This is a genomic window from Anabaena sp. CCY 9910 (genome assembly GCF_963920875.1).
GTDB lineage: Bacteria > Cyanobacteriota > Cyanobacteriia > Cyanobacteriales > Nostocaceae > Trichormus > Trichormus variabilis.
Map to the genome: position 1 here is coordinate 71,444 of NZ_CAWUDJ010000024.1, position 24,582 is coordinate 96,025.

Annotated in this window: 20 protein-coding genes; 8 read left to right on the forward strand and 12 right to left on the reverse strand. The window is 37.6% G+C overall.

The window, feature by feature from the left end; all coding sequences use genetic code 11:
- Positions 1–7 precede the first annotated feature (7 nt).
- Positions 8–1,918, reverse strand: coding sequence for an acetate--CoA ligase family protein (locus tag ACM5QX_RS17900; RefSeq protein ID WP_414754758.1), 1,911 nt, complete (start codon positions 1,916–1,918; stop codon positions 8–10).
- Positions 1,919–2,439: 521 nt separating this feature from the next.
- Between ACM5QX_RS17900 and ACM5QX_RS17905 the strand changes: the two genes are divergently transcribed.
- On the forward strand, positions 2,440–2,643 hold the full coding sequence (locus ACM5QX_RS17905; RefSeq protein ID WP_041456586.1) for a hypothetical protein: 204 nt from the start codon (positions 2,440–2,442) through the stop codon (positions 2,641–2,643).
- Between the two features lie 341 nt (positions 2,644–2,984).
- Positions 2,985–3,848: a cyanophycinase gene (locus ACM5QX_RS17910; protein ID WP_414754760.1), complete on the forward strand. Its 864-nt coding sequence runs from the start codon at positions 2,985–2,987 to the stop codon at positions 3,846–3,848.
- A 188-nt stretch (positions 3,849–4,036) separates the two neighbouring features.
- On the opposite strand, the gene ACM5QX_RS17915 is transcribed toward ACM5QX_RS17910, so the two are convergent.
- Positions 4,037–4,615 (reverse strand): thioredoxin family protein, encoded by a 579-nt coding sequence (locus ACM5QX_RS17915; protein ID WP_414754761.1) that lies wholly within the window; start codon positions 4,613–4,615, stop codon positions 4,037–4,039.
- Between the two features lie 139 nt (positions 4,616–4,754).
- Between ACM5QX_RS17915 and ACM5QX_RS17920 the strand changes: the two genes are divergently transcribed.
- Positions 4,755–5,159, forward strand: a complete 405-nt coding sequence (locus tag ACM5QX_RS17920) for an NIL domain-containing protein (protein WP_011317224.1) — start codon at positions 4,755–4,757, stop codon at positions 5,157–5,159.
- Here ACM5QX_RS17920 and ACM5QX_RS17925 read toward each other — a convergent pair.
- On the reverse strand, positions 5,156–6,223 hold the full coding sequence (locus tag ACM5QX_RS17925) for a DUF3616 domain-containing protein (RefSeq protein WP_414754762.1): 1,068 nt from the start codon (positions 6,221–6,223) through the stop codon (positions 5,156–5,158). The two genes, ACM5QX_RS17920 and ACM5QX_RS17925, sit on opposite strands and share 4 nt — an antisense overlap.
- 363 nt (positions 6,224–6,586) lie before the next feature.
- Here ACM5QX_RS17925 and ACM5QX_RS17930 point away from each other — a divergent pair, with 363 nt between their 5' ends.
- On the forward strand, positions 6,587–7,555 hold the full coding sequence (locus ACM5QX_RS17930) for a CHAD domain-containing protein (protein WP_011317226.1): 969 nt from the start codon (positions 6,587–6,589) through the stop codon (positions 7,553–7,555).
- A 24-nt stretch (positions 7,556–7,579) separates the two neighbouring features.
- Here the strand turns inward: ACM5QX_RS17930 and ACM5QX_RS17935 are convergent, their stop codons facing one another.
- Complete coding sequence (locus tag ACM5QX_RS17935) at positions 7,580–8,218, reverse strand: hypothetical protein (protein WP_414754763.1); 639 nt, start codon at positions 8,216–8,218, stop codon at positions 7,580–7,582.
- A gap of 592 nt (positions 8,219–8,810) precedes the next feature.
- On the opposite strand from ACM5QX_RS17935, the gene ACM5QX_RS17940 reads away from it, so the two are divergent.
- Positions 8,811–9,251, forward strand: coding sequence for a hypothetical protein (locus tag ACM5QX_RS17940; protein WP_010994741.1), 441 nt, complete (start codon positions 8,811–8,813; stop codon positions 9,249–9,251).
- A 211-nt stretch (positions 9,252–9,462) separates the two neighbouring features.
- Here the strand turns inward: ACM5QX_RS17940 and ACM5QX_RS17945 are convergent, their stop codons facing one another.
- Positions 9,463–10,656, reverse strand: a complete 1,194-nt coding sequence (locus tag ACM5QX_RS17945; protein WP_414754764.1) for a murein transglycosylase A — start codon at positions 10,654–10,656, stop codon at positions 9,463–9,465.
- Between the two features lie 360 nt (positions 10,657–11,016).
- On the opposite strand from ACM5QX_RS17945, the gene ACM5QX_RS17950 reads away from it, so the two are divergent.
- Both ACM5QX_RS17950 and ACM5QX_RS17955 read left to right on the forward strand, forming a co-directional pair.
- Entirely contained in the window at positions 11,017–11,553 is a 537-nt protein-coding gene (locus tag ACM5QX_RS17950) for a type IV pilin-like G/H family protein (protein WP_414754765.1), read from the forward strand.
- Between the two features lie 163 nt (positions 11,554–11,716).
- A complete protein-coding gene (locus ACM5QX_RS17955; RefSeq protein ID WP_414754766.1) occupies positions 11,717–13,939 on the forward strand; it encodes an O-linked N-acetylglucosamine transferase, SPINDLY family protein in 2,223 nt (740 codons plus the stop codon).
- Between the two features lie 124 nt (positions 13,940–14,063).
- On the opposite strand, the gene ACM5QX_RS17960 is transcribed toward ACM5QX_RS17955, so the two are convergent.
- The 5 genes from ACM5QX_RS17960 to ACM5QX_RS17980 form a co-directional block, all read right to left on the reverse strand.
- Complete coding sequence (locus ACM5QX_RS17960) at positions 14,064–18,095, reverse strand: glycosyltransferase (RefSeq protein WP_414754767.1); 4,032 nt, start codon at positions 18,093–18,095, stop codon at positions 14,064–14,066.
- A gap of 79 nt (positions 18,096–18,174) precedes the next feature.
- Entirely contained in the window at positions 18,175–18,876 is a 702-nt protein-coding gene (locus ACM5QX_RS17965; RefSeq protein ID WP_414754768.1) for a class I SAM-dependent methyltransferase, read from the reverse strand.
- A gap of 27 nt (positions 18,877–18,903) precedes the next feature.
- Positions 18,904–19,845, reverse strand: coding sequence for an ATP-grasp domain-containing protein (locus ACM5QX_RS17970; protein WP_414754769.1), 942 nt, complete (start codon positions 19,843–19,845; stop codon positions 18,904–18,906).
- Positions 19,846–19,886: 41 nt separating this feature from the next.
- Positions 19,887–21,083, reverse strand: a complete 1,197-nt coding sequence (locus tag ACM5QX_RS17975) for a DegT/DnrJ/EryC1/StrS family aminotransferase (RefSeq protein ID WP_414754770.1) — start codon at positions 21,081–21,083, stop codon at positions 19,887–19,889.
- A gap of 80 nt (positions 21,084–21,163) precedes the next feature.
- Positions 21,164–21,559 carry a tetratricopeptide repeat protein gene (locus ACM5QX_RS17980; protein ID WP_414754771.1) on the reverse strand — a complete coding sequence of 132 codons (396 nt, stop codon included), beginning with the start codon at positions 21,557–21,559 and terminating at the stop codon, positions 21,164–21,166.
- Between the two features lie 760 nt (positions 21,560–22,319).
- Here ACM5QX_RS17980 and ACM5QX_RS17985 point away from each other — a divergent pair.
- Complete coding sequence (locus tag ACM5QX_RS17985; RefSeq protein ID WP_010994726.1) at positions 22,320–22,538, forward strand: DUF4327 family protein; 219 nt, start codon at positions 22,320–22,322, stop codon at positions 22,536–22,538.
- Between the two features lie 120 nt (positions 22,539–22,658).
- Here ACM5QX_RS17985 and ACM5QX_RS17990 read toward each other — a convergent pair whose 3' ends face one another.
- Both ACM5QX_RS17990 and ACM5QX_RS17995 read right to left on the reverse strand, forming a co-directional pair.
- On the reverse strand, positions 22,659–23,060 hold the full coding sequence (locus ACM5QX_RS17990) for a four helix bundle protein (RefSeq protein WP_414754772.1): 402 nt from the start codon (positions 23,058–23,060) through the stop codon (positions 22,659–22,661).
- Between the two features lie 129 nt (positions 23,061–23,189).
- Positions 23,190–24,473, reverse strand: coding sequence for a protein kinase domain-containing protein (locus tag ACM5QX_RS17995; RefSeq protein ID WP_414754773.1), 1,284 nt, complete (start codon positions 24,471–24,473; stop codon positions 23,190–23,192).
- Between the last annotated feature and the right edge of the window lie 109 nt (positions 24,474–24,582).

Consider the following 24,582-nt stretch of genomic DNA (forward strand, 5'->3'; position numbering starts at 1 on the left):
GGTGTTTTTAGAGGATGGAGCCAATTTCTTTGAGATAAACCCGTGTGAATGGTTCATCTTCGCCTAATGTGTAGTCTTCTATTAGTCCTTTGCGCCGAATGGAAACATCTTTTTCTTTTTTAATAACAACAGTAGAACCATCGAACACATCCCGCGCTAACATCATTTCTGTTTCGCTGGGATTATCTAAAACTACCAAATTACTCCCTTGATAAAACATTCCGTCTTCTTCTAGGGTATCCTCTGGATATTCAGCAATTAATAAATCGAGTTTGGGATGACGTAGCAAACTTTGGATGTTGCTATTGTAATCGTCGCGTAGTACCTTTTGCGATCGGTTGACAAAAACGGCATCACGACAAACAGCGCCTATTGTCCATTCTGGATGTTGCAACAAAATGTGGTCAATTGTGGTTTGCAATTCCTGAACGGAGATTTTATTAAAGGTCATAATCGGGATTCTGGCATCTAAACCAGACTCAAAAAAGGTTTCTAAAATGTGAGAAGGTACGTCAACGCTTTCACCTACGGCTGGGTTAAGGTGCATCATTACACCTGGTGCGGCGTTGATTTCGATGATGGCAAAGTTACCAACTTTCCAAGACTCAGAAAGGTCTTCAGCTATGACATCAATTCCCAGACAAGTCAAACGGAAATATTGAGCAATATCTTGCGCCAAGATGATGTTGTCGTCATGGATAGTATGAGTAGCATTGATACTCATCCCTCCGGCTGAAAGATTAGCAACTTTCCGTAAGTGAACAGTTTCACCCTTGTCCAGTACTGTTTTTAATGACAAGCGCTGTTCTTCTAAGTAGTGTTCCATTGCGTCATCAACGATAATCTTACTCATCGGTGAAGTTGGAGTGTCTAAACGCGCTGCTTTGCGGTTTTCTTTCTGAATTAATTCCCAAATTGTTGAGTCACCGTCACCAACTACCGATGCGGGATGACGTTCTGTGGCGGCGACAAATCGACCGTTAACGCATAGCAAGCGAAAATCTTTGCCTTTGATGCTTTTTTCAACAATTATCCGTGCGGGTTCGTTTTCAGGAATCGCTTCCAATGCTCTATCATAAGCAACTTCAAGTTCGTCTACATCTTTGATATCTGCGGTGACACCAATTCCTTTGTGACCTACTACCGGCTTGACTGCTACTGGATAGCCGATGTCTTTGGCGACTTGTCGCGCTTCTTTTTGGGAATAGACGATTTCACCTTGTGGTACTGGAAAACCCAATGTGTGGAGAAAAGCTTTGCAGTCATCTTTCCGAGTGGTGAAGTCAGAATCAATATGGCTGTCGCAATTAAAGGTTGTGGCTACACCCCGGATATGTTTTTTTCCCCAGCCGTATTGCATTAATCCTTCGTCCCACAGATAAAAGGTGGGAATGCCTTTTTCGTAGGCTGTTCTCAATAAGGCGTAAACTGTGGGGCCTCCGTATACAGATTGGCGGAACCGATTTTGCAAGGTGACAAGCTGGTCATCCCAGAAAAAATCATCATCTTGGTTAATGGCTTCAAACCAGTCCCATACCAGGTAAACTACTGATCTGATTGTGCGTTCGTGCAGTGCTTGAACAGCAATTTTTGTATATTTACTGTACGGTTTCACACTCCAGCGATGGAAGTGTAAATTCATGTCTAGCTTGCCCACTTCTGACACAGTTTGGGCAAATAAGTGGGCATAAGATTCGTAGTTTTGCTCTCGTAGATGGGGATAGCGATCGCCTACTCTAGTAATATAATCTTCGATAGGTAAAGGCTTTCTATTTTCTACTACAGCAAAATCAAACACTAACGCCCCTGTATCTAAATAAGGATTTGAACCAACATAATACCGACAATTGAAGATATCAAATACATCCGTCTTTCTGGCATTAATGCGGACTAAATCGGTGCTTGTTTCCTGAACCATTGATGCTAAACCTCTGGCTAAACACCTAATAAATGTAACGTTTAATTTCCTGTAAGGAGTCTTAATAATTTAAGATTATCTTACATAATAATTTTGAAAGTTTTAAATCTACAGTTGCTCTGGCTGAATCTAACTTTAATTATAGGTTTCTGCACCTATCCCAAGACATAATTAAATTAATACCTAGCTCAGTATATAGTCGTTCCATAGGACGAGTATTTGATTTATAAAATACACCTACCTAGAAATATAGGTATGGTGGGCAATACCCGCCACAACTATCATACGGTGGGCATTGTCCACCCTACAGATACTTGGACATTTTTAATAATCAAATTTGACTCCTATATGTGATTTATAAATGGTAGAGGGAGGTAATAAGTAATTAATGGGTGATTAGCTATTGGTTGATTAAGCATGAAAAAATACCTATCAATTACAAAAAATATAACTTTTGAAGGGTGTAATATCCTCAGAAAGTTTGTAAAAAGGAAGGGATGGTTACGCGAGACAATCAAGATATGAATAGCACACAAGCTGATCTAAGGGATGAAGTTAGACAACTTGCAGAGGAAGCTTTTCACCTAAAACTGATTTCTGGACACGGAGACGGGCCAGATATAGAAGAGTATCAAATTGTCTACCAAGGTAAACCCAGACATTTGCCGTTGGAACAAGCAAGATTGTTTCTCACAAACTTACTCTACAGAAATCGTATTCACTAAAAGTCTTTAATTAAATATCAATTTGCACAAATTTTCACTCATCGTTGACAGAAATTTAACCCAATAAACCACTTTAGTAGCATCACTTTACTAAACTGATAGTGAGATATACTATCCCCAAAGTTCAGATAAAATGGGGATAGTATACCTGGCTTTTACTTACATTTAAATTCTCACATAATAAAAATATAATTTTCTGACAACCAGAATTTAGGTAATAGTTCATAAGAGATAATTAAGTTATTTTTTGAATTGCTTTAATCAGTCCTATGGGCGATTTTATACATATAAATGTCATGCTTTATTGATATTACATAAATAAATCTATGGTTGGAGATATTATGACTGCAAGTGAAAACAAAAGGCAGTTGGTAATTATTGGTGGTGCAGAAGATAAAGATGGTGACTCGCAAATACTGCGGGAGTTTGTGCGCCGTTCTGGTGGTACAAAAGCCAATATTGTCATCATGACGGCGGCGACAGAATTACCCAGGGATGTGGGAGAGAATTACATTAGAGTGTTTGAACGTCTAGGTGCGGAAAAAGTTCGGATAATTGATACAGAAACCCGTGAAGATGCGTCTTCATCAACTGCACTGGAAGCGATCGCCAAAGCAACTGGTATATTTTTTACTGGGGGAGATCAAGCTCGCATTACCAGCATCATCAAAAACACCGAAATTGATGCAGCAATTCACCAACGCTTTTCTGAAGGTATCGTTGTTGGTGGTACAAGTGCTGGTGCGGCAGTCATGCCAGATAAAATGATTGTGGAAGGTGACTCACAAACCAATCCTCGTTTAGAGATTGTCGAAATGGGGCCAGGTTTAGGTTTTCTCCCTGGGGTAGTTATTGACCAGCATTTTTCTGAGCGCGGACGCTTGGGACGCTTAATTACAGCCTTGATTAGAGAACCAGCCGTACTAGGGTTTGGGATTGATGAAAATACAGCTATGGTCGTGACTGACAGCCAAATTGAAATCATTGGCCAAGGTTCAGTCACAATTGTGGATGAGTCAGAGTCCACATACAACAATATGGATGAAATCCTCAGAGATGAAGCTTTAGCAATTTGTGGCGCAAAACTACACATTTTGCCACATGGCTACAAGTTTGATTTGAAAACTCGCAAGCCTATTTTAACTAATGGTGCGGCGGATGTTTCTGTACCAGTTGGTTCTGCAACTGTTTCTGAAGTTGTTTAACAGCTACACCTACTAAGGGGAATGAAATAGGGGTTATCGTTTCTTAATGAAGGTGTGCTTTATTCTGAACTGTAGAGACTTTGCATGCAAAGTCTCTACATCATTTATTTGGTGCAACTTCATCGAGAATTGGTATTAGGGAAAAATCTATTTAAAATCACAGCATCTCTTTCCCTTATCCCCATGACCTAGTTCACCACTTGACTACCATGACTGCGAGGATCGTCTTGATTACCGATAGGTGCAGCTGGTGGGGAGACTTGAGAAACTTGTCCGCTAGTTTGAGCATGGGGTAAAGGGGAACCAGTCACCAAGGCTTCTAAATTACTTGCCATAATTGTATGGGGTTGATCACCGATCGCCTGGGCTAGACTTTCCCCGGCTTTGTTTAAAAATACAAAGTGAGGAATACCGTCTACTCGATATTTCAGCATCTCCGGCAACCACTTGGTATTATCTACATTGAGCATGACAAAATTCACCTTGTCAGCATACTGTTGTTCAAATTCTGCAATATCTGGAGCCATTTTTTGACAGACAGTACACCAGTTAGCGTAAAATTCCACCATAGAAGGTTTGCCGTTGCTGATAGCCACGTCTAGAGGAGTAGAAGCTGCATATAATTTATCCAGCGATACAGCAGCCGTTTCCGTCCGTAACCCTAAGACTAAAGCAACGGTGAGAGCGATCGCCACCATTGCAACTAAAAAGTTTCTCAACCGCTCTCCCGCAGTAGTTTCCGGCTTAATAGGTGAGTCTGTAGTCATAACACAATTTATTAAATCTTATTAAGTAATCTCATTTTTAGTGTAACTGACTGTTGACTGTTGATTGTGGACTGATGACTGTTGACCAATAACCAACCCCTTACGCTAGAACAGAACAAGAAAAGACTCTGCTAAATCTGTGAAAAAACGAGTTACCCTCACCTTTCCCAAACGTGCTATACAAATGCCTGTGACTTATGTGCTGGCGAAAGAGTTCAATGTGGCTGCGAATATCATCCGCGCTCAAGTTGCGCCTAATCAAATTGGCAAACTGGTAGTGGAACTGTCGGGAGATATTGATCAGTTAGATGCAGCTATTGAATGGATGCGATCGCGCCATATTAATGTTTCTCTAACGCTAGGGGAAATTGTCGTTGATGAAGATATATGTGTCCACTGTGGTTTATGTACTGGGGTTTGTCCTACAGAAGCCCTGACCTTGCACCCAGAAACATATAAATTAACATTCACGCGATCGCGCTGCATTGTCTGTGAGCAGTGTATTCCTACTTGTCCTGTACAAGCAATATCTACGAATCTTTAACCTAGTGGGAACACATCAGCGATAACGCTAGCATCACCCACTAGTCTATTCTGGGCTGGAGAGTCATACACTACCAATATGGAAGGTACACCGGATACATCCTCAAATAATGTTATACCTTCCGCATGATCATTGCGATCGCCATAGGGAATTTCTTGGACTAATTCTGGTTTATTGAGAATATTTTCTTGTAGATTTACACCATTTTCCAATCGATAAACTTGTACAGGCCCATCTAAATCCATCGTTGGCCCAGCTAAAATTAACAAGTCTTTTCCAGCCAGACATAAGTCACGAATTCCTAAGCCATTCAACCACACAAAATGTTTTTTGTACGTCTTTCCACCTTTTCCAGGCTCCCATAGTCTCATTAAACCTGGCTGGGAATCTTGTAGCGCAATTTCCAAAATAATCGCCCAACCTCGCAACACAGGGCCACGTAAACCCAAGAAAACTTTGTTTTCGTACACGGCTAAGCCTTCAACATCAAAGCCATTATCTTTACCTGGTATTGCAGCTTTGACAAAGAAACCTAAATGCTGATCATCAGCCAAAGCTGACATCAAAACATTTCCTTGCTTGATTAACTCTAATTTTGCAGCAACTAACCGCTTACCTGCATCTTGCGGATGAGGGCAAGACTTAAATAATTGACCCTTGACAAGGGGAATTCGTCCTAATACGTAGCGATTCTCTTCCGACGTAACTTTGGCTAACCGAGAAATATTTTTCTCATCTGTATTATCTGATTTAATATTTTTACGCTTGTAGCTATGAGAACCTGTGAACCACAGGTAATTATCAGCATAAGCTAATCCTTCAATATCAATTTCTTCATCTTCTGGTGCTGGTAAATCAATAAATTCAGCCACTCGAAATTGTTTGTGATCACTAAATTTATCTCCATCAACCAAATATAAACGCTCAATAGTGGCAGTTTCATCCGACCCAAGCCATAAATGCTTTTCTTGAGTAAGTAATATAGCCGAAATATCTTCCCTGTGTTGCTGAAAAATATTATTAAATATCAGACTGACTTGTTGAAGCGGATAGAAGTTTACCATGTCGCCTAGCCTCCCAGGTTAAGGATAAGTTAATAAGTTATTTTCTGGACTGATTCCATACACAGCAAGAAACAAGTCCCCAAGATTTTTCCTATTTTTCTTTGAGTCCTGTTAATATGCAGTGTAATTTTATCTATCCGGCAATTCATGGATTTTATACACAAATTATGTAAAAACCCCTCTTTCTTAACTCTGAATCTTTAACATATATACCCTTGTATCCATAAGGAAGCATAATAATACTCACAAAGAAATAACTTTCTTAAAAAGACATATCAAAGGTTAGATATAAATTTTTCACAAATCCTATCATTTGCTATCATTCAATAATCTGTTTAAATAAGTAAATAATTACTATCAGCGATGACGTTAGCTACAGAACCAACGGTAAAAACTCTAGGAAACTACGCTTACGAAGCCATTCAAAAACACTTTAAGAAAACCTTGAAGTGGGAAAAAGCTGTTAAGAAAGATGAAGATCCAGAAGCATTACACCAAATGCGAGTAGGAATGAGACGTTTACGTACAGCTATTAGTAGATTTGACATAGCATTAAATTTATCGAAGCCCGCCAGTGATAAAAATATTGGTAAAATTGCCCGTCGGCTTGGTAATCTCCGAGACTTAGACGTATTAAAACAAACCTTAGAAACCCTTTATCAACCACATTTACCAGAAAAAGAGCAAAAAACTTTACAAAAAGCTTTTGATGCTTTAGCTAAACAACGAGTAAGTGTACTTGATAAAACCCAAGAAACATTGAAAGATGAGTCTTATAAGTCCTTAAAACATACATTAGAGGAATGGTTAGAAAAACCTAGCTATCAACCCTTAGCTTCTCTACCAATAAAGCAAGTATTACCAGATTTATTGTTACCTGAAGTAAGCAGTTTCTTGCTGCATCCTGGGTTATTAGTAGGAACCGATATTGTAGATTATGAAGTTAAAATTATTACTGATTGGCCAGCCGACAAGATAGAACAACAACTGACCACAAAAGGCGAAACTATTCATAGCTTAAGAAAACAAGCCAAACGCCTGCGCTATCAAATGGAATTATTTACTGAGTTATATGATGATTCTTATGCCACCTACATTACAAAGATCAAAAGTATCCAAGATATTTTAGGTAACATTCAAGACAGTGTAGTGATGGGTGACTGGCTGGTAGATGTATTCAAGTCAGATATCCACAATCAATTACCAACACTTGCTAATCTACTAGCAGAAAATCGCTACCAGTGGTGGCAACAGTGGCAACCTTTACAAGAGCAGTACCTAAAAGCCGAGAATAGGCATAACTTTCATTTAACAATACTCCACCCTGTTTAGTCGTTTAATAATCCATAGTTGACACTAGCGTGAAGACAAAGTGATAGGAGCTTCGAGGGATAAAACATAAACACTACTCTGGGGAATTTGGACAACACGGGTGTTTTCTGCGGAACGCAAACCTGAAAGCAAACCCATAGCACTACCTAACATTACCCCTCGGTCAAATTGTTCAGGATTTCCGTTGCTTAAGAAACCCAGGGCGCTGCCCCCAATCTTACCCCAAATAGATCCACTCTCCACTACTGCGTCATTAGCTCCTTTATGGGTAATTGTAGTGCCGGGTATTGTTTGACTGGATGCTTTGATCGCAACAATGCGTCCATTGATTACTAAAGACTGTGCCACAATTCTGGCACCGCCCTCGGTTGGTTTAAGAACTATAGTTACAGGCGTATTTTCCGCCACTATAGTATTACCTTGAACATCTTTAATGGCATTTGCCAAAGTTACAGTTAGAGGATAATCCTTTTTTTGCCCTACATCTACTGTAATGGGTGCAGGAAAAGAAACCACAATTGCCGTATCTTGTGGAATACTAACTTCTAGAGTAGCTGCCTCTGTCTGTGTTGGCTGGGTAGGAAGTTGTGCTGCAACAGGGAATGTTAGTGAACCTAAAAGAGAAATAGAGCAGGCTAGGCTCATTAATATTTGCGTTCTCATGGTCTTGTTTCCCTTGGATGTGAGTTGTTGGACTTGATTGCCTTCACTCAGTCAATAGGTGGACTATTTTGGCTTTATGCAGCCTGTTGTCTGCCATAAACCGCAAATTGAGTGGCTTGTCTGCAAAAATCCTTGGCAGCACAAATTCATTAACAGGTTGAAATTCTCTAAAGATGATAAAAATAATCTGTGAGCTTTCCTGAAAAATTTAACTGATGAAACATTTATTAATAATCCAGCTTTTAGTGAGCCAAATTGATGATGGTTCACTCTTCACCCATTTCTAGCATTTATCATCTAGAAAATGCAGTTAAATACTTACAAAATTTCTTGATAAAACTCATGATTTTTTGACTTTTGTCACCTACTCCGTTTTGAGCGATTTCAAAAAGAGTAATAATAGTTTCTGTGATCCTTCTCTGATGAGACCTGATCAAAGATTATTGGCTCAAATAGGGGGTCATACCCCTCTTTACAAAATCACCAATAAAGTGTTTTTGAAGTCGAGCATTAACTAGTAAAAATGCGTTAATTGCTAATGCGAATTTGTTGAGTGCTTGTTGTCTAAGCAGTTATACCAAAGGAGGTTCAGATGAGTCGTCTTCTTTATGAAAATTCAGTTTCATATCAAGGATATCTCATCATTCCATTTGTTTTTGGCAAAGCAGATAGGTATGAAATCTATTCCTATAAACTTTTGTCAGAAATTGGGCAAAAAAGTAAGCTGCATAAAGCAGAAAATCCAGCAAAAATATATGGCAATAGCATTAGTAATATCATTGAGATAGCTAAAGAGCATATTGACCAAAACGCCGATTTTGTAAGTCAAAAAGATAGCTTTCAATCTCGCTATATCTACCGCAACAATTTGATTATTGTCTTTCATGAGAATGATCGATACTTTTATGACCATTACCCACCAGATTTATTGAATAATATTGCTGCACCCAAATTATTCAAATCTGAGTATGAATGCCTCAGTTGGATTAAGCAGGGGTTAGATGGTAGATATATGCGGCAACAAGCAAGGTAAAGCTAGTAATTTGTAATAGGCTTACGCACGCAGGTTGTCTGTTGAGACCGGGTGTAAGGGTATAGGGGTGTAAGGGTGTAAGGGTGTAAGGGTACAGGGGTGTAAGGGCTTCAAACATTTATACCCTTCCCTATACCTTTATTCAAACCCTTAATCTTTCGTTTTCATGTGTGAGTTCTACGTAATTAAAAACTTAATTACGAATTACAAATTACTTTAGTAGTAGGTAATATATAGAGCCAGTAGTAACGGTAATACCAGCGCGATCGCCTGCTAAGTCACCATAGCCAAGGAAATAATCTACTCTGCCAGGGCCTTTAATGGCGCTACCTGTATCTTGATCCAGGACAAAACGGCTGACTCTGCGCTGAATTAATTGATTACGCTGTCCGGGATAAGGAAATGTTGCGTTCATTACAGCCAATGCTCCTGGTGGCATGAGAGATTTATCTGTGGCAATAGAACGTTCTGGTACGAGAGGTACGCTGATACTGCCTGTAGCTGGTTCACCTTTAGTTTCCTTAAAGAAAATAAAGCGTTCCCAACGTGGTAAATAATTACTCATAGATTGGGGACTTTTGCGGAAATAGCGAATAATTCCCGGCATATTTAATTCTTCTTTAGTTAGTTTGCCATCTTGAAACAGTAGCCGCCCGATACTTGTCCAAGGGTAATCTGTTCCGCGCACAAAACCGACACTCGTTTGAGTCCCATCAGTTAGGTTGAGTTTAGCAGAACCTTGGATATGGATCATGTATGCTTGAAAGCGATCGCGTAACCAAAACATCTCTAAACCCCGTAGTTGGCTTTTTTCTCCCAACAAACCATCTACCCCTTCTAATTCAACCCGTTTGGGGTGGGGTTTAGTCCATTGTTCAAAATCTGGTGGTACTCGATAAATTGGATACTTATATTGTGCAGTGCGTACACGACTGGCTTGATAAATTGGTGCGTAGTAGGCGGTAAACTTGACCGTACCCTGTCCATCATCACCAACTGATTTGTAAAAAGCGAACTCCCGCCGCACCGCCGCTTGTAATTGTGCTGGTGATTTAGCAGTAGCCACCAGCTGACGAAAACGCCGCAAACTCCGACGCACTCTGTCGCGGGTAATTTCTTTAATTGGGTAATTATCGTAAGCTGTAACTGCTTTTGGAGTTTCTAAGTAACGCAAACTGTTATCTATTGAGTTTAATAGACCTTGGCGATCGCTTTTTAAACCCCTATGTCCTGAAAAAAGTTGCTCATCCCAACCCAAGCAAGCATGATGAGGAGTGCAGTTAGTACCAATATCAACAAGTTTTAAAGGTGGTGCTATGGGTGGTACCTGACTCACAGCAAGTTGCAGTGGGTTAAAAAAGGTGATTCCTAAACTCAGGGAAAACAAAGCCAGCGTTTTTCTCATGTTCGTATCTCTATGTATTCAGACTTTAGGACATTAACCCACAGCTTAAGTTTCCGCTAGTAATATACTGTAGCGATCGCAGGGTACACGCCGTTGAATCAACACAAGAGTATTTCCGCCTGTGTTATGTCATTCGTCGTTACAGATTTAGAGCAGCCTTAAATTAAAGCATTAAGTATAAATCAGGGAACACGCCCTATTTCTCTATTCCTATCTTAGAATTGTTAGTGAATATACGTAAATCGTAATTCTGTAAGAAAGTTTTTTTACTGGAGTGATAGATCACAAATCACAACTGGGTAAGTTTGTTGTAGAACGGAGCGATCGCATTCTACTAACCCCAAACTTCAGGAGAAACCCATGCTCAAGCCAGAATTACAAGCTAAATTCCTCAGCCACCTCAGCAACCGTAAGAACAGAGAAGAAGAAGGTTTTACCTTAATTGAATTGCTAGTTGTAGTAATTATCATCGGTGTACTTGCAGCGATCGCGTTACCTTCGCTACTTGGTCAGGTAAACAAAGCCAAACAGTCAGAAGCGAGAAACTACGTAGGTACAGCTAACCGTTCTCAACAAGCTTTCTTCTTGGAATATCAAAGATTTGCCACTGACCTCTCTGAATTGCAAGTAGGTATTAAAACGCCATCTGAAAATTATGCGTATGACATCTATGTTAACGGTAGTGCGCCTTCAACTGCTCAGTTTAGAGGGAAAGCTGTTAAAGATGCCCTGAAGTCTTACTACGGATTAGTAGGGACACAAACAGGAAATAGCGCAACTTCAGAAGCACTCACAGTAGCAATAGCTTGTGAGACGAATGCTCCCTCTCGCGTAGTCGATGATATCGACACATTTGCGTCAGGTTGTGCTGGTGGTTTCGTTTCTTTATCTAGATAGAATCACACAACAGTTTCCCTGCTAAGACTTTCAAGCAGTATTACATAAAAGTTTTTTTCATTTGGGTAGTGTTTTTTACATTACCCAATTTTTGCAGTTTGCTCATCCTCAAATTGCTTTCCTCATAAATCCTTCCATGTCACCTAATATTTGAAGTTTAACTATGCTCTCTATAACTTCCCCAAACCAATGGTATAAACGTGCTGAAAAATCTTTTCTTGCAGGAAATTACCATCAGGCTGCTAGTCTCTACGAAGAAGCAATTGCCATAGAACCTGAGATTAAATCCTACTATTGGTATTTGGGGTTAATGTTGTTATTGCAGGGACAAGAGGTAGAAGCCCAAACAACTTGGTTAATGGCGATAATGGAAGGAGACGCAGAACAAGTTGAAGTATGGAATGCAGAATTAGTTGAGGTTTTACAAACAGAAGCCCAACGCCGGGAGAAATTGGCAGAATATTCAATTGCTGAGAAAATTCGCCAAAATATTAAAGAAGTCTGTCCTGAAAATATCCATAATTTATTAAATTTACTACAGCTAGCTATCAAGTTAGAAATTTATACAGGTCAAGATTTACAAGAGCTAGGGATAATTAAAATTCTCCAATCTGAGCCAAGGGTAGAAATCAACTTAGGACTTTTGATGGAAACACTCAAGAGTGTTTTAGATTATGCACCTGCTCATCCCTCAACCTTGGATTTTGCCGAAGCCTGTTTACCCTATTGCAGAGATAATACCCAAGCTTTACTAATTGTTCTATTACCAAGTGCCATAGAAATTGGTTATTCTCAAAGGCAATATGGTACAGCAGTGCAATTATGTGAGATTTATTTAAAGTTAAATCCTAACAACTCAGAAGTTATTGGTCATTTGGCTAGTTTTTATCAAAATTCAGGGCAATATGAAAAGGGTATAGAAACTGCTAAATTATTCTTTTCTCTAGTACAGGAAGTAGCTGATAAGGTTTTTGCCAATCGCCAAATTTTGCGGGGATTAATGACAGCAGGTGGACATTGGCAAGAATCTTGCTCTGTACATCATAGGCAAGAATCATTAGTAAGATTGCTCATAGAAGAAAACCCTAAACACCTTGACACAGCTAGAATATCCAGACTATTTAATGCTAATTTTTTTACTCCATATATTCACGACAATCCTAGAGAAAGTAGAAATATTCAAAATCAGTTAATGCAGGTCTGTCAAAAAAATATAGCCAATTATGAACAACAGTCAGTAAATCGATATTTTCAGGGTCATTTAGCAAGGAAACAACAAAGTAAAACCACCAAAAAACTGAATATAGGATACCTATCACATTGCTTGAGAAGTCATTCTGTAGGTTGGCTAGCAAGATGGCTATTTCAATATTATGACCAAGATAAATTTCAAGTTAATGGTTATTTTATTAATACTAATCCTTCATGTGATCCATTACACGAATGGTATCTTACCAAAGTTGATAAAGTTTACAAGTCAAATGAGTATTTACAGATCGCTGAGGAAATTTATCAAGATGAAATCGATATATTAATTGATTTAGATAGTATTACTTTGGATACTACTTGTTGTATTATAGCCCTCAAACCTGCACCAGTTCAAGTCACTTGGTTAGGTTGGGATGCTTCAGGAAGCTCATCAGTCGATTATTTTATTGCTGATCCTTACGTTTTACCAGATTCAGCACAAGAATACTATAAAGAACAAATTTGGCGTTTACCCCAAACTTATGTAGCAGTAGATGGTTTTGAGGTGAGTGTGCCTACAGTCCGTCGTGATCAGTTAGATATTCCTGATGATGCAGTTGTTTATCTATGTGGACAAAGAGGCTTTAAACGACATCCAGATATCAGCAGACTGCAATTGCAGATACTCAAAGAAGTTCCCAATAGCTACTTTTTAATTAAAGGAATCTCTGATGAAGAATCTATTAAAGTATTCTTTGATGGATTAGCAGAAGAAGAAGGCGTTGATATATCAAGACTGCGATTTCTCCCAATCGTGGCGACTGAATCAGTTCACCGTGCTAATTTAGGAATCGCAGATATTGTATTAGATACCTATCCCTACAATGGCGCTACAACCACCTTAGAAACATTGTGGATGTGTATCCCTATGGTAACAAAAGTAGGTGAACAATTTGCAGCACGTAACAGCTATACCATGATGATGAATGCTGGAATCACAGAAGGTATTGCTTGGACTGATGAGGAATATGTAGAGTGGGGTGTGCGTTTGGGTAAGGATGAAGTCTTAAGACAACAAATCGCTTGGAAGTTGAGACAATCAAGAAAAACTTCTCCTCTATGGAATGGTAAGCAGTTCACCCACGAGATGGAGAAAGCTTACACCCAAATGTGGGAAATATATATGAATTCGCAGTGAAGACTTTATTACTCATCTCAAGGCTAAAGCTTTTACTACCAACTAGTACAGTACTGTAGAGACGTTGCATGCAACGTCTCTACATCATTTATTTGGCGCAACTTCATAGAGAATTGATATTAAACTAGATAATTTTTGACTCAGGCACAAAAAACTCTTCCTCTCTCACTTGGCTAAAATCGGCGAGTTCGCAAGATATGAGTTTTTCTGCTTTCGCTTCTATTACTGCGTCTTGATTTTCATGTTCTAAAACAATTCGTGCATGAATACAAGGTAATAAAGCCTGCCACTGAATATCACTCAAACTTTCTACTAAAGAAATTTCCAATCCCTCAGTCACATCTAAATCCTCTTGCATCAGCAGATTCATTGCCACAGCCGATAACAACATTTCTACATCATCAACACTAATATTATCGATATTGATTAATAACGTAATTTTTTCACTGTCAGGATGAGTCGCAACAGTTTTAATTACCTGTTCCAGTTCTGAACTAATCAACTCTTCTGATTCTGACCAATCAGGAAAAATAATTAAGTTGATATCTTTTAAGCGTAAATTCTGACTGAGAGTATCTGCAATATAATCGCTAAAAAGTTCTTGAAATAGACTTCCAATTTTAGCTGCATAAGAGCGACTATCCAAAAAACTCGGATTATTTTGCATTCTTTCCTTGATTTGACTGCTTTTTTGTTGCCTTAATGAAGAATTATTACCTAATGCAACTGCTAATCCAATGTAAGATTCTTCACTATCAGCAACTAAATCAGGAATATTTAATGTTTGTATTATTGCTGCTCCCATTGCAGAACGGAAGCAATTTCCTTGTCTAGCGATGACTGGTAGATTAACCTGTAATGGTTCTATTAATGAAGTTGTCCCTGCAAATGGATAAGAATCTAAATAAACATCTGCAATTTTATAATATTCTTTCATGTCCTCACGGTCTGGAACTGGCTGAGGATCTAAAACTATTAAGTGTTCGGTCGCTAACCCATGCTTAGAAAATATTGAATTTAGGTGATTGATAAATTCTGTTTTCTGGTAATTTTTTGACCAATTTGGGCCAAATGGTAAAAGCAATAAAACAGAATTTGGGACTCTAGCTATGATTTTTGCCCATGATTCCAGCAATTCTGGAATCATTTTAAAATAATTAGCACCAGAGATGAAAACAACAGCATCTTCGGCAATTCCTAAGCTATTTCTTTCAACTGGAGTTCTTGACTTACCTTCTTCAGTACCATAACTAAAACAGTGAGCAGTTCCTTCTAACTTAATTAATTTCTCTTGATAATGCTCTTGTGCTGTTGGTGAAGGATCAGTTAATGTACCAGAAATATAGTAATCCATATTTCTTATTCCTGTTGTCACCACAGAACCACCACTAGTAACTTGTATTCTTGCTAATCTATGGATTGCTAACAGGCAGATTTGGTTAGTTACTACAGTTACGTTAGTAGCTATAAATAGTATATCCAAATCATCATTACGAATAATATCTACCTGTGCTGATAATTGCTGTGGTAGGACTTTAAATAAATTGGCAGAAAGTTGGCAATATTGCTCTAGCCTATGACCTCTTGCCGTAAGCGAATATAAAATTACTTCAAAATCTCGACTTATATACTCATAAACAGGGAGGTATGCAAATGTTTCTGCTGATGGTGTAAAATCTGCTGCTAGTATACCCAGTCTAATTTTTTTTCTATTTGTAGGTCTGTCCGCAAACTCATAATCAATTTCATGTCCATTGAGTTTCAGGCAATACTCTATTATTTCTGCTCGTTTAACATATATTTCTTTTAGATTATTTTCATTAAAATAAATATTTATAAAAAAAGCACTTTGAGTGAAATAGTCAAGAACATCATGAGACGAAAAAGTATCTAATTCCTTAAAGATATATTCATGTAATAAATGAATACATTTCTTCATGTATTCATAATATCTTTGTGAATTTCCTAAGATTTCAAAATAACCTCGCGACGATAGTAAAAATTCTAGATAGTCACATAGCAGCCATTTAGGTATTTGCGAGAAGTTAGATAGTAATTGATTAAAATCACCAGATAGCATAGCTACTAGTAAATGCTGAACAGCTTTTGAAGGCTGAGATTTTTGAGAAATGATTATCTCATTAAAGAAAGTTCTATTATCGAAATTTCTATCATTAATGTTACTACTGAGGAGCATTTGATGTGTTTTACCCAGCAAACCGCCATACATCTCAGCTAATTTTTCATCTGGAATACTCAGCCATTGTTCTGCTGTTTGTTTTCGCAACCGATTTAGTTCAGTATGATCATTGCTCAAAATAGCATATCTAACAGCAGCCATTTGTCTGGTTATATCAGGATAACGACTATCATCAGCAATATACTGAAAAAGTTTTTGATAATCTAATAAAATTGCATCTTTTAACGCTATATTCCGGCGAGTTTGTTGTTGGGGATGTATACGAAAGTGTGATAGAACTTGATCAATAAATCCGATTTTGTATTTGCTCATAATTCTGAGCCACATTTCTAAATCTACTAGTTGACAAAGTTCAGTATTAAATAAGCCTACTCTATCAAAAACTTCTCTTCTGATTAAAACTGTACTTGGCTCACCAATTTTATTAATAGGATTATCAAAAATATTAGGGTCTTGTAAGAGATCTTCTCCTGATTGAATTGTCTTTAAATTTGACCAATGTTTATGTATATTTTTGGCTTCATGATGTTCTAAATATCTTTGACTATAGTTAACTTCTTGAGAATTAGAAAATAGTTTACGGGGTGAAAATACTAAACCTATTTCCTCATCTTCTTCCGCCAACGCAACCATTTTGCTAATAGCATCAGGCTCTAAAATATCATCTTGGAACAGAAATTTAATATATTTGCCTTTAGCTTGATAAATGCAGAAATTCCAATTATTGGCTAACCCATATCTTTCATGAGTAAATAAATTAATGTTATTTTTTATATTCGATTGAAAATTATTAATTTTTCCTAGTGTTTTATCGCTTGAAGCATCATCCGAAATTATGATTTCTATATTGTTATATGTTTGTGCCTTAATGCTTTGTAGAGCCGTATGAATGAACATTTCGCCATTATATGTCGGAATACAAATACTAACTAATGGCTCACAGTTGGAAGTTTCCGAATTATTTTGTAATTGTTCTTGAATTTCTTTTACAATAATTCTATCTGTACTAGTAGGAAATATATCTATAACTTTTAAAACCTGATCATTCCTGTATGATATTTCTGTATCCGAACATACTATGTTAACCATATCATTGATAAAGCGATGAACTGTTTCTTTACCATATTGAATGAATAGTTCTTGTTGATATCTCGATTCCTGTAATGTACTTCGCGCATATTCTACTTCTTCTAAGCCATAAGCAATTCCTTTTAACTCATTTTCTCCATATTTTTCTAAAATTATTGATACCGTAGAACTTTTCAACCACGATGTCTTAGTGGCATTTGCAATAGGAACTACTACAGGGATACATCCACACAAAGCTGCCATAAAATTAATATAAGAATATGGATCATAAGAAATTAAATATTCTTTCTTATTAAAAATATCTATTAAGATTTCTTGAGATAAGTTGTCATTTAGAAATAAAGAGTCTTGTGGATGAATATATTTCAATGGTTTGTGAAAATTATTTCCTTTTCTAATGATGTGGCAATATCCGTCCCTTGATTTTCCGTGATTTTTTAATGCTGGGTTCAAGTATAGTGGGGAGAGTATATTATACTTTTTTAAGTCTTTTTCAGGATTATAAGTACCGTAGTGATAAACAAAGTCGTTGTTACTCCAAGTCGTATATATATCATGAGGACAGTGAACACCTAGTTTGCAAAGAATCCATCTAACCACATAATTTGCATTCAAAGGATTGCCAAATATAATTTCTGGATAGACAACAACTGTATTCTCATTGATATCAGTTTCTGTCGCATACTTTGCAAAAATACTATTGGGTAAATTTAAACCATTCATGTCAAATATTTTACAAACAAATCCGGCTTCATCAATAATGCAAGCAAGATTATAAAGAGCAATTATCCCACCTACATGAGCTTGAAAGGCCGGAGAAAATATAACAAAGTTCAGTTGATCCTGTTTAAATGCAATTTGATTCATTTTTTTACAATTAATTTAATTTATTTGTAGATTAACATTTTGAAACTCATGCTTAAAAAGACGGATATTTAGATGTTTATTACTTGATTTCTCCTATACACAGTAATCTTTCACTACTTTCTAGTAGCTCCATTTTGTGATAATCAAAACACTTTTTCAAGTTGTCTGCTGATCCTAAACCTAAATTAATTAAATAATCTTCATATAATTTTTTGCCTTTACCAACAGGAATTATCTTAATTTCAGAGCAGTAATTCTCCATTAAGGAAGTAATTTCTGGAATTGTGAAAAAACGTGCATTGTAAAGCGGATCTTCAACTTTTAGCATATTGAAATATTCTACAAAAGAAGGATTATGGGCATTATGTACAGCCACTATTATCCTTTTTTTTGTAATTCTAGATTGTTCACGTACTAATAAATCAATATCACTATTGGAGAAACAACTCCAAAAACCGTTGTGATAAGAAACATCAAAATACTTATCATCAAAAGGTAAATTAAAAGCATTAGCTTGAATTATAAGCTTTCTATATTCAGGAAATTGTTCTTTGGCTTTTTCAATGGATTTATCCGAAAAATCAACACCGTAACATTCAAGACCCCATTTGTTTAACTTTTCCATATCTCGAAAACTGCCTGCACCAATTTCTAGAATCCTTGTATCATTTGGTTCTAAAATTGCATATAAATAATGTGCAAATCTGGGATCATTCTGATATTTATCAAAAATATTACACCATGCTTGATCCCAGTACTCTTTATTACTTAATACTTCCATTTATTACTCTCTATTGTGATAGTTTAGTTAGTAGACAATATCTGCATATCTCTTAGACATTATCTGTTGTTTATATTGTATAAATCCATCAATTGCAATACCTTGAAAACACCTTAAATGATTTTCAACAAAATCATAGCCTGCAATTATTGAAAAAGCTATTCCAGCAGAAAATCTAGGATTAATATCCATGAGAAAATATTGGTTATCATATAAAATAAATTCAATATTAATACAGCCACGTATGCTTAAGGAATCTGTTATTATACTTACTATATTTTCTAAGTTTTCGTCTTTAAATATCTCAACAACTACACCAGCACCATTCATTGTTCTGAGCAACTCTCTGCGTGGAATAGAAACTTTATTATTAAAATCATCTCTAATAGTATCTACTGTTATATAATTGCCCTGAATTATTGGTTGAAAAATATAATCTTCTGTTTTACAAATAGAGTTCTGAAGATATTGTAAGTTAATAGACTTAATAATACCTTCAGAACTTCTACCTTTTCGAGGTTTGGCTATTATATTTTTGGATTCATTAATATCAACTTTATCTATAGTGTCAAAAGTTGGTATAACTAAAACTTCGTTGTTATCTTTGAAAAAATTAAAAAATATAAACTTGTCTCGTGCTATTTCTAAAGATGGCAAATCTGGAAAACATAAAATAATTCCATTATTTTTAAAATCTTGTATTTGAAGAGATAAAAAATCTATCTCAGGATCGGTTAAAGCAATCAAAAAATTAATTTCATGTAATAAACAAATTTGTAAAATAGTTTCCATATATTTCTCGTCACTAGCTAAAGGTACTTGATAAAAGAAATCAACTAGTTTTGAAGTGACTATCCATTCTTGGGGATAAATATCAAATCCTATAATTTTATTTGAATTTCTTTTTCTGAGTGATTTAATGACAGCTTCTGCTGACATAGAGCCAATTGCGGTTATTGCAATATTCATTTATATAAAACAATTTTTATTTATTTTAATGTACCATCCGTTTAATTACCAGTTAGCTCATATTCATTGATTTGGCTGGCAATTATAAGCCGAATAATTTGACATATTTTACTCACATCATCTTCTAAAATCGCTGTTCCCGTAGGCAATATCAAAACTCTCTGAGTTAACTTTTCCGTCTCTGGCAACAGTAAACCAGCATGAGGAAAATAAGACCTATATGGCTCCATGCGATGACAACCGGGATAGAAATACCGACGGGCAATCACATTCTCAGCATGGAGAATTTTAACCAATAAATCTCGGCTTACGCGAGTTTGATTTTCATCTATCTCCAGTACAACATACTGATAGTTATGCTGCTGTGCATCATCTACAGGAAATAACCTCACCCCAGGAATCTCAGATAAACCTTCCTGATAGCACTTATAATTGCGACGATTGACTTCTATGAACTCTTGCAGACTCTCTAACGAAGTCAGCCCCATAGCGGCTGAAATCTCAGACATCTTGCCATTAGTACCCAAGTAGATGACATTATCGAAACCAGAAAATCCAAAATTTTTCATCAGGCGAATTTTCTGGTTTAATTCATCATTATTAGTGACAATTGCTCCCCCTTCAAAAGTATTAATAAACTTAGTGGCATGAAAGCTAAACACCTCAGCACTACCAAAGTTACCGAGCATCTTTCCTCGATACGAGCAGCCAAAGGCGTGAGAGGCATCAAACATTAGCTTGAGATGGTGTTTATCTGCAATTTCGGTTAGTATTTCCACATCACAAGACTGTCCCCACACATGCACCCCAATAATTCCTGATGTACGTGGTGTAATCAGAGACTCTACGCGCCAAGGATTTAGCGTGTGGGTTTTGGGATCAACATCACAAAACACAGGGGTAATTTCCTGCCATTGCAACGCGTGGGCTGTAGCGATAAAGGTAAAAGAAGGAATAATAACCTCTCCCTTTAACTCCAGCGCACGAATAACTAATTCTAAAGCAATAGTTCCATTGCAAACTGCAATACAATGCTTAACCCCTAAATAGTCAGCTACTCTATGCTCAAATTCTTGAACAAAAGCTCCACTATTAGAGAACCAACGACGATCAAGCATATCGTTGATACGGGTTAACAATCGATCTCTATTGCCAACATTGGGCCGACCCACAAACAGCTTTTCTTGGAACTTGGGTTCACCACCAAAAAATGCAAATTCAGAAAGATTCTTAATCATTACAGTAATTTTTAATCCTGTTAATGAACACTATATGAATTTTATATTTCTAATTAGTTCAATATCTAAAAAATCAATTTCTACTTACTTGCAGATGTTCTATTCATATCTGCCAATACAGTCTTATAATCTTGTCTATCAGGATGCTGCTGCACTAACTTTTCCATCAACGCGATCGCTCCCTTTTTATCCTTTAAACGTAACCGGATAAGAGACAGCTTTTCCAAAACTATCTGATTATTTGGTTCTCGCTGTAAAACTAATTCATAACCCTTGGCTTCTTCTTGCAATGAAGACTCAGCAGATACAGTTTGAGTTACTGGCTGCGGATTTTGAATCGCTCGTTGAATAGCTGGAACAAGTGCAAAAATTGACGAACCAACGAAACCCATAAAAGAAATTATCGTTAAAATTCTTTTTTTCCTTGCAATTTGCTTTTGACGAGTAGTTATGTAGTCTTCACCTGAACTAGCCATGTTTGCATCCGGACTGTGGTAAATACTTAGTTACAGTAATCTCCTAAATAAGAGATTACCCATTACCTCACGGAAACTAACATTTCAACTAAAAATTTTTTATGCTGCAATTCGCCTTCAAGTAAAGATATGTTAACCGCCTATTAGTATTCTCAATCGAAAATGATTTGCTACCTTTTAGCTCATGCACATAAAGAAGAAATGATAATACTTAAGTATTGAGCCAAATGAAATGCGGTTGTTTAAGTATCATATATTGCTATTGTCTTACGTAAGGACAAACATATCTAAAAATATGTGCTTAATTTATAGATAAATATTAAGTTTTATTAGGTTTTACGATGTTCTGATTTCAGGCTCGATGCTTGCGTTATCCTGTATAGCGATCGCCACCTAACACCTAAAAATTTCTGGCATTGTGGATCGCTCGCTATATGGGCTTTTTGATAACTGCACAGATTCTAATGGGTACAGAAAAAACAGTTTGACCTTTTTGTAGTGTTTCTAGCGATCTTTAAGAAGGCTAATGTTTTCGCCTGACGTTCACCTAATGTCTGCTGGATGAAATCTAAGTACGGTGGTGTAATTACCGTACAAAACCGAATCATGGCACAACTTAATAGATTTTGTTATGGTATAGTAAGAAAGTTAAGACTAGCTTTGCCAATTACAACACTCTACGGATTGGTGACAATTGCAAAATGGAAAGCAGTTTTGATTAAGTATTTACCCAACAAAATTTTTAACTGAATCGAGAGTTATGACTCAGCAAGTACTTCACCCAATGGTGAAATTGCAGCGTAACGTGCAATCACTCGTTGAATCGAATATTATCAAGCCGACTGATAGCATTTGGAAGATTGCGCTGCTCTATGGTAATGACTGGCAGCACTGGAAACAGGAACTGCTAGATTTTGGATTTACGATGCAAGATCCAATTGGCGATTTACTCGCGGTTGAATCTTGGGATGAAGATTAGGGGTTAGGGACTGGGGATTGGGGATTGGGGATTAGGAAAATTTCTACTGATGTTTAGTTAGTGATTTCCAGCTGATCCTCAATCTTTTATGCTCCATCCTTAATACCCAATACTTAATCTTCAATCCCTGAACCTAGTTCCGAATTCTTCTTTGCCTTGTTGCTGGGAACGAATGAAGCGACAGTGACCGTTAAGACCTTTTTCGATTTGGTCTTTTATTTGGGTTACCCAGTTTAGTTGGTCTATGTTGCAATAACCTAAGCTTTCAGCAATAACGAAGGCGCTTTTAGTCTCAGCTAATGAGCCACGAGCAATATACATAAAGCGCAATCTATCTAGATAGTGATAGCGCCCGTAGCCTTCCGCGATGTTTAGCAAGATACTAGATGCTGCTCTACGTAACTGATCGCTCAAATTGTAATGCTCATGATCCGGCAGGCTATCTGCAAGTCTATAAGCAGCTTTCAGTAACCTAAGACTATCTTGATAGAAGTCTAAAGACTCAAAACCCCTATCACCCATGTCATCCCAATCAAAAGTCCTTCAATCAATTTTACGAAGGACTTTTACTAAATCCCCAATCCCCATTACCCCTTATCCCCAATCCCCAGTCCCCAATCCCCAATCCCCAATCCCCAATCCCCAATCCCCTCACTTACAAGCAGCCAAAGCCGCAGCTAATTCCTTGGCAGACTGAAAGCGATCGCGTGGCAAAGGTTCAGTGGTACGCTCAATTACATCCCTTAATTTAGGGGTGACAGTGGGAATTTTACTCACATCAAAGCGGAAACCGCGTCCTTTTTGGCGATAAAACTTAAATGGATTTTCCCCTGTGAGGAGAAAGATGATTGTGGGGCCGATTGCATATAAATCAGATTGGGTTAAAGGCTGTCCCCTTTCTTGTTCTGGGGCGCAATAACCCTCTGCACCGATGCGTGTGCCTGGAGTAGTACCAATTTCCTTAACTGCGCCAAAATCTAGCACCGCTATTTGATTATTCGCCGTCTTTACCATCAGGTTTGCCGGTTTAATGTCGCGGTGGATGAGTGGCTGTTCTTGGCTATGAAGATAATCTAGAATATCGCAAGTTTGGATCATCCAGGCGATCGCTTGACTAGGTATAACTGGGCCAGTGGCATAGATGCGTTTTTCTAAATCTTGCCCATGCACTAATTCCATTGCTAAGTACTTTTTGCCACCTTCCACAAAAAAATCATAATACTTGGGGATACCCAGATGGTTTAAGGATTTGAGAGTATAGGCTTCCCTCTCAAATAGTTCTTGGGCTTTAGCAATCCTCGCCATATCGGCATTCATTTGCTTCAACACCAACAGTTTTGGATGTCCAACAATCACCCCAGCCGCATCCCAAGCTAAATAGGTAGTCCCCATTCCTCCCTGTCCCAAAGTCCGTAACACTTGGTAATGGCGAATGGTTTGGATTACCGAAAGTGGTTGTCCACAGTGGATACAAAATAGGTTCTGGGGAGAATTACCTTCGTGGGTGCAAGTTAAACTACCAGGATTGTTATACAATTCTGGGGAACTTTTTTCTGCCGAACTACCCACCCCAGACAAAGGACTATCGCTTCCAGAAATTGATTGCCACTCCGGTGGTATTATCCCCTGAACTTGGAATTGCAGTATCGGCCCCCCTTGGGCAAGTTGCAGGAGGGCATTATTAGGTAGTGCATCTTGAATTACCAAAACACCATTCAAGAAAGTTCCATTTGTCCCCTTACTAAGCACCTGCCAGGAACCACCACCACCTGAACTAACTTGCCGAATTTCCAGATGATGGCGAGAAACCAAATTATCAGACAAAATCACATGATTATCCGCCGCGCGACCGATGCGAATCACGGAGGAATTTTCAAAGCACCACTGCTTGAGTGGTGTTTTTTGTTGCGGTTCTAGCAGTGTCAAAGTAACCACAATACGACCTGTGTAAGAGATGGGGAGTGGGGATTGGGGAAGGTGGGGTCCCCTCTGGGGATAAGGGGTAATGGGGATTGGGGAATTGGGTACTCAGACATTTAGAAAA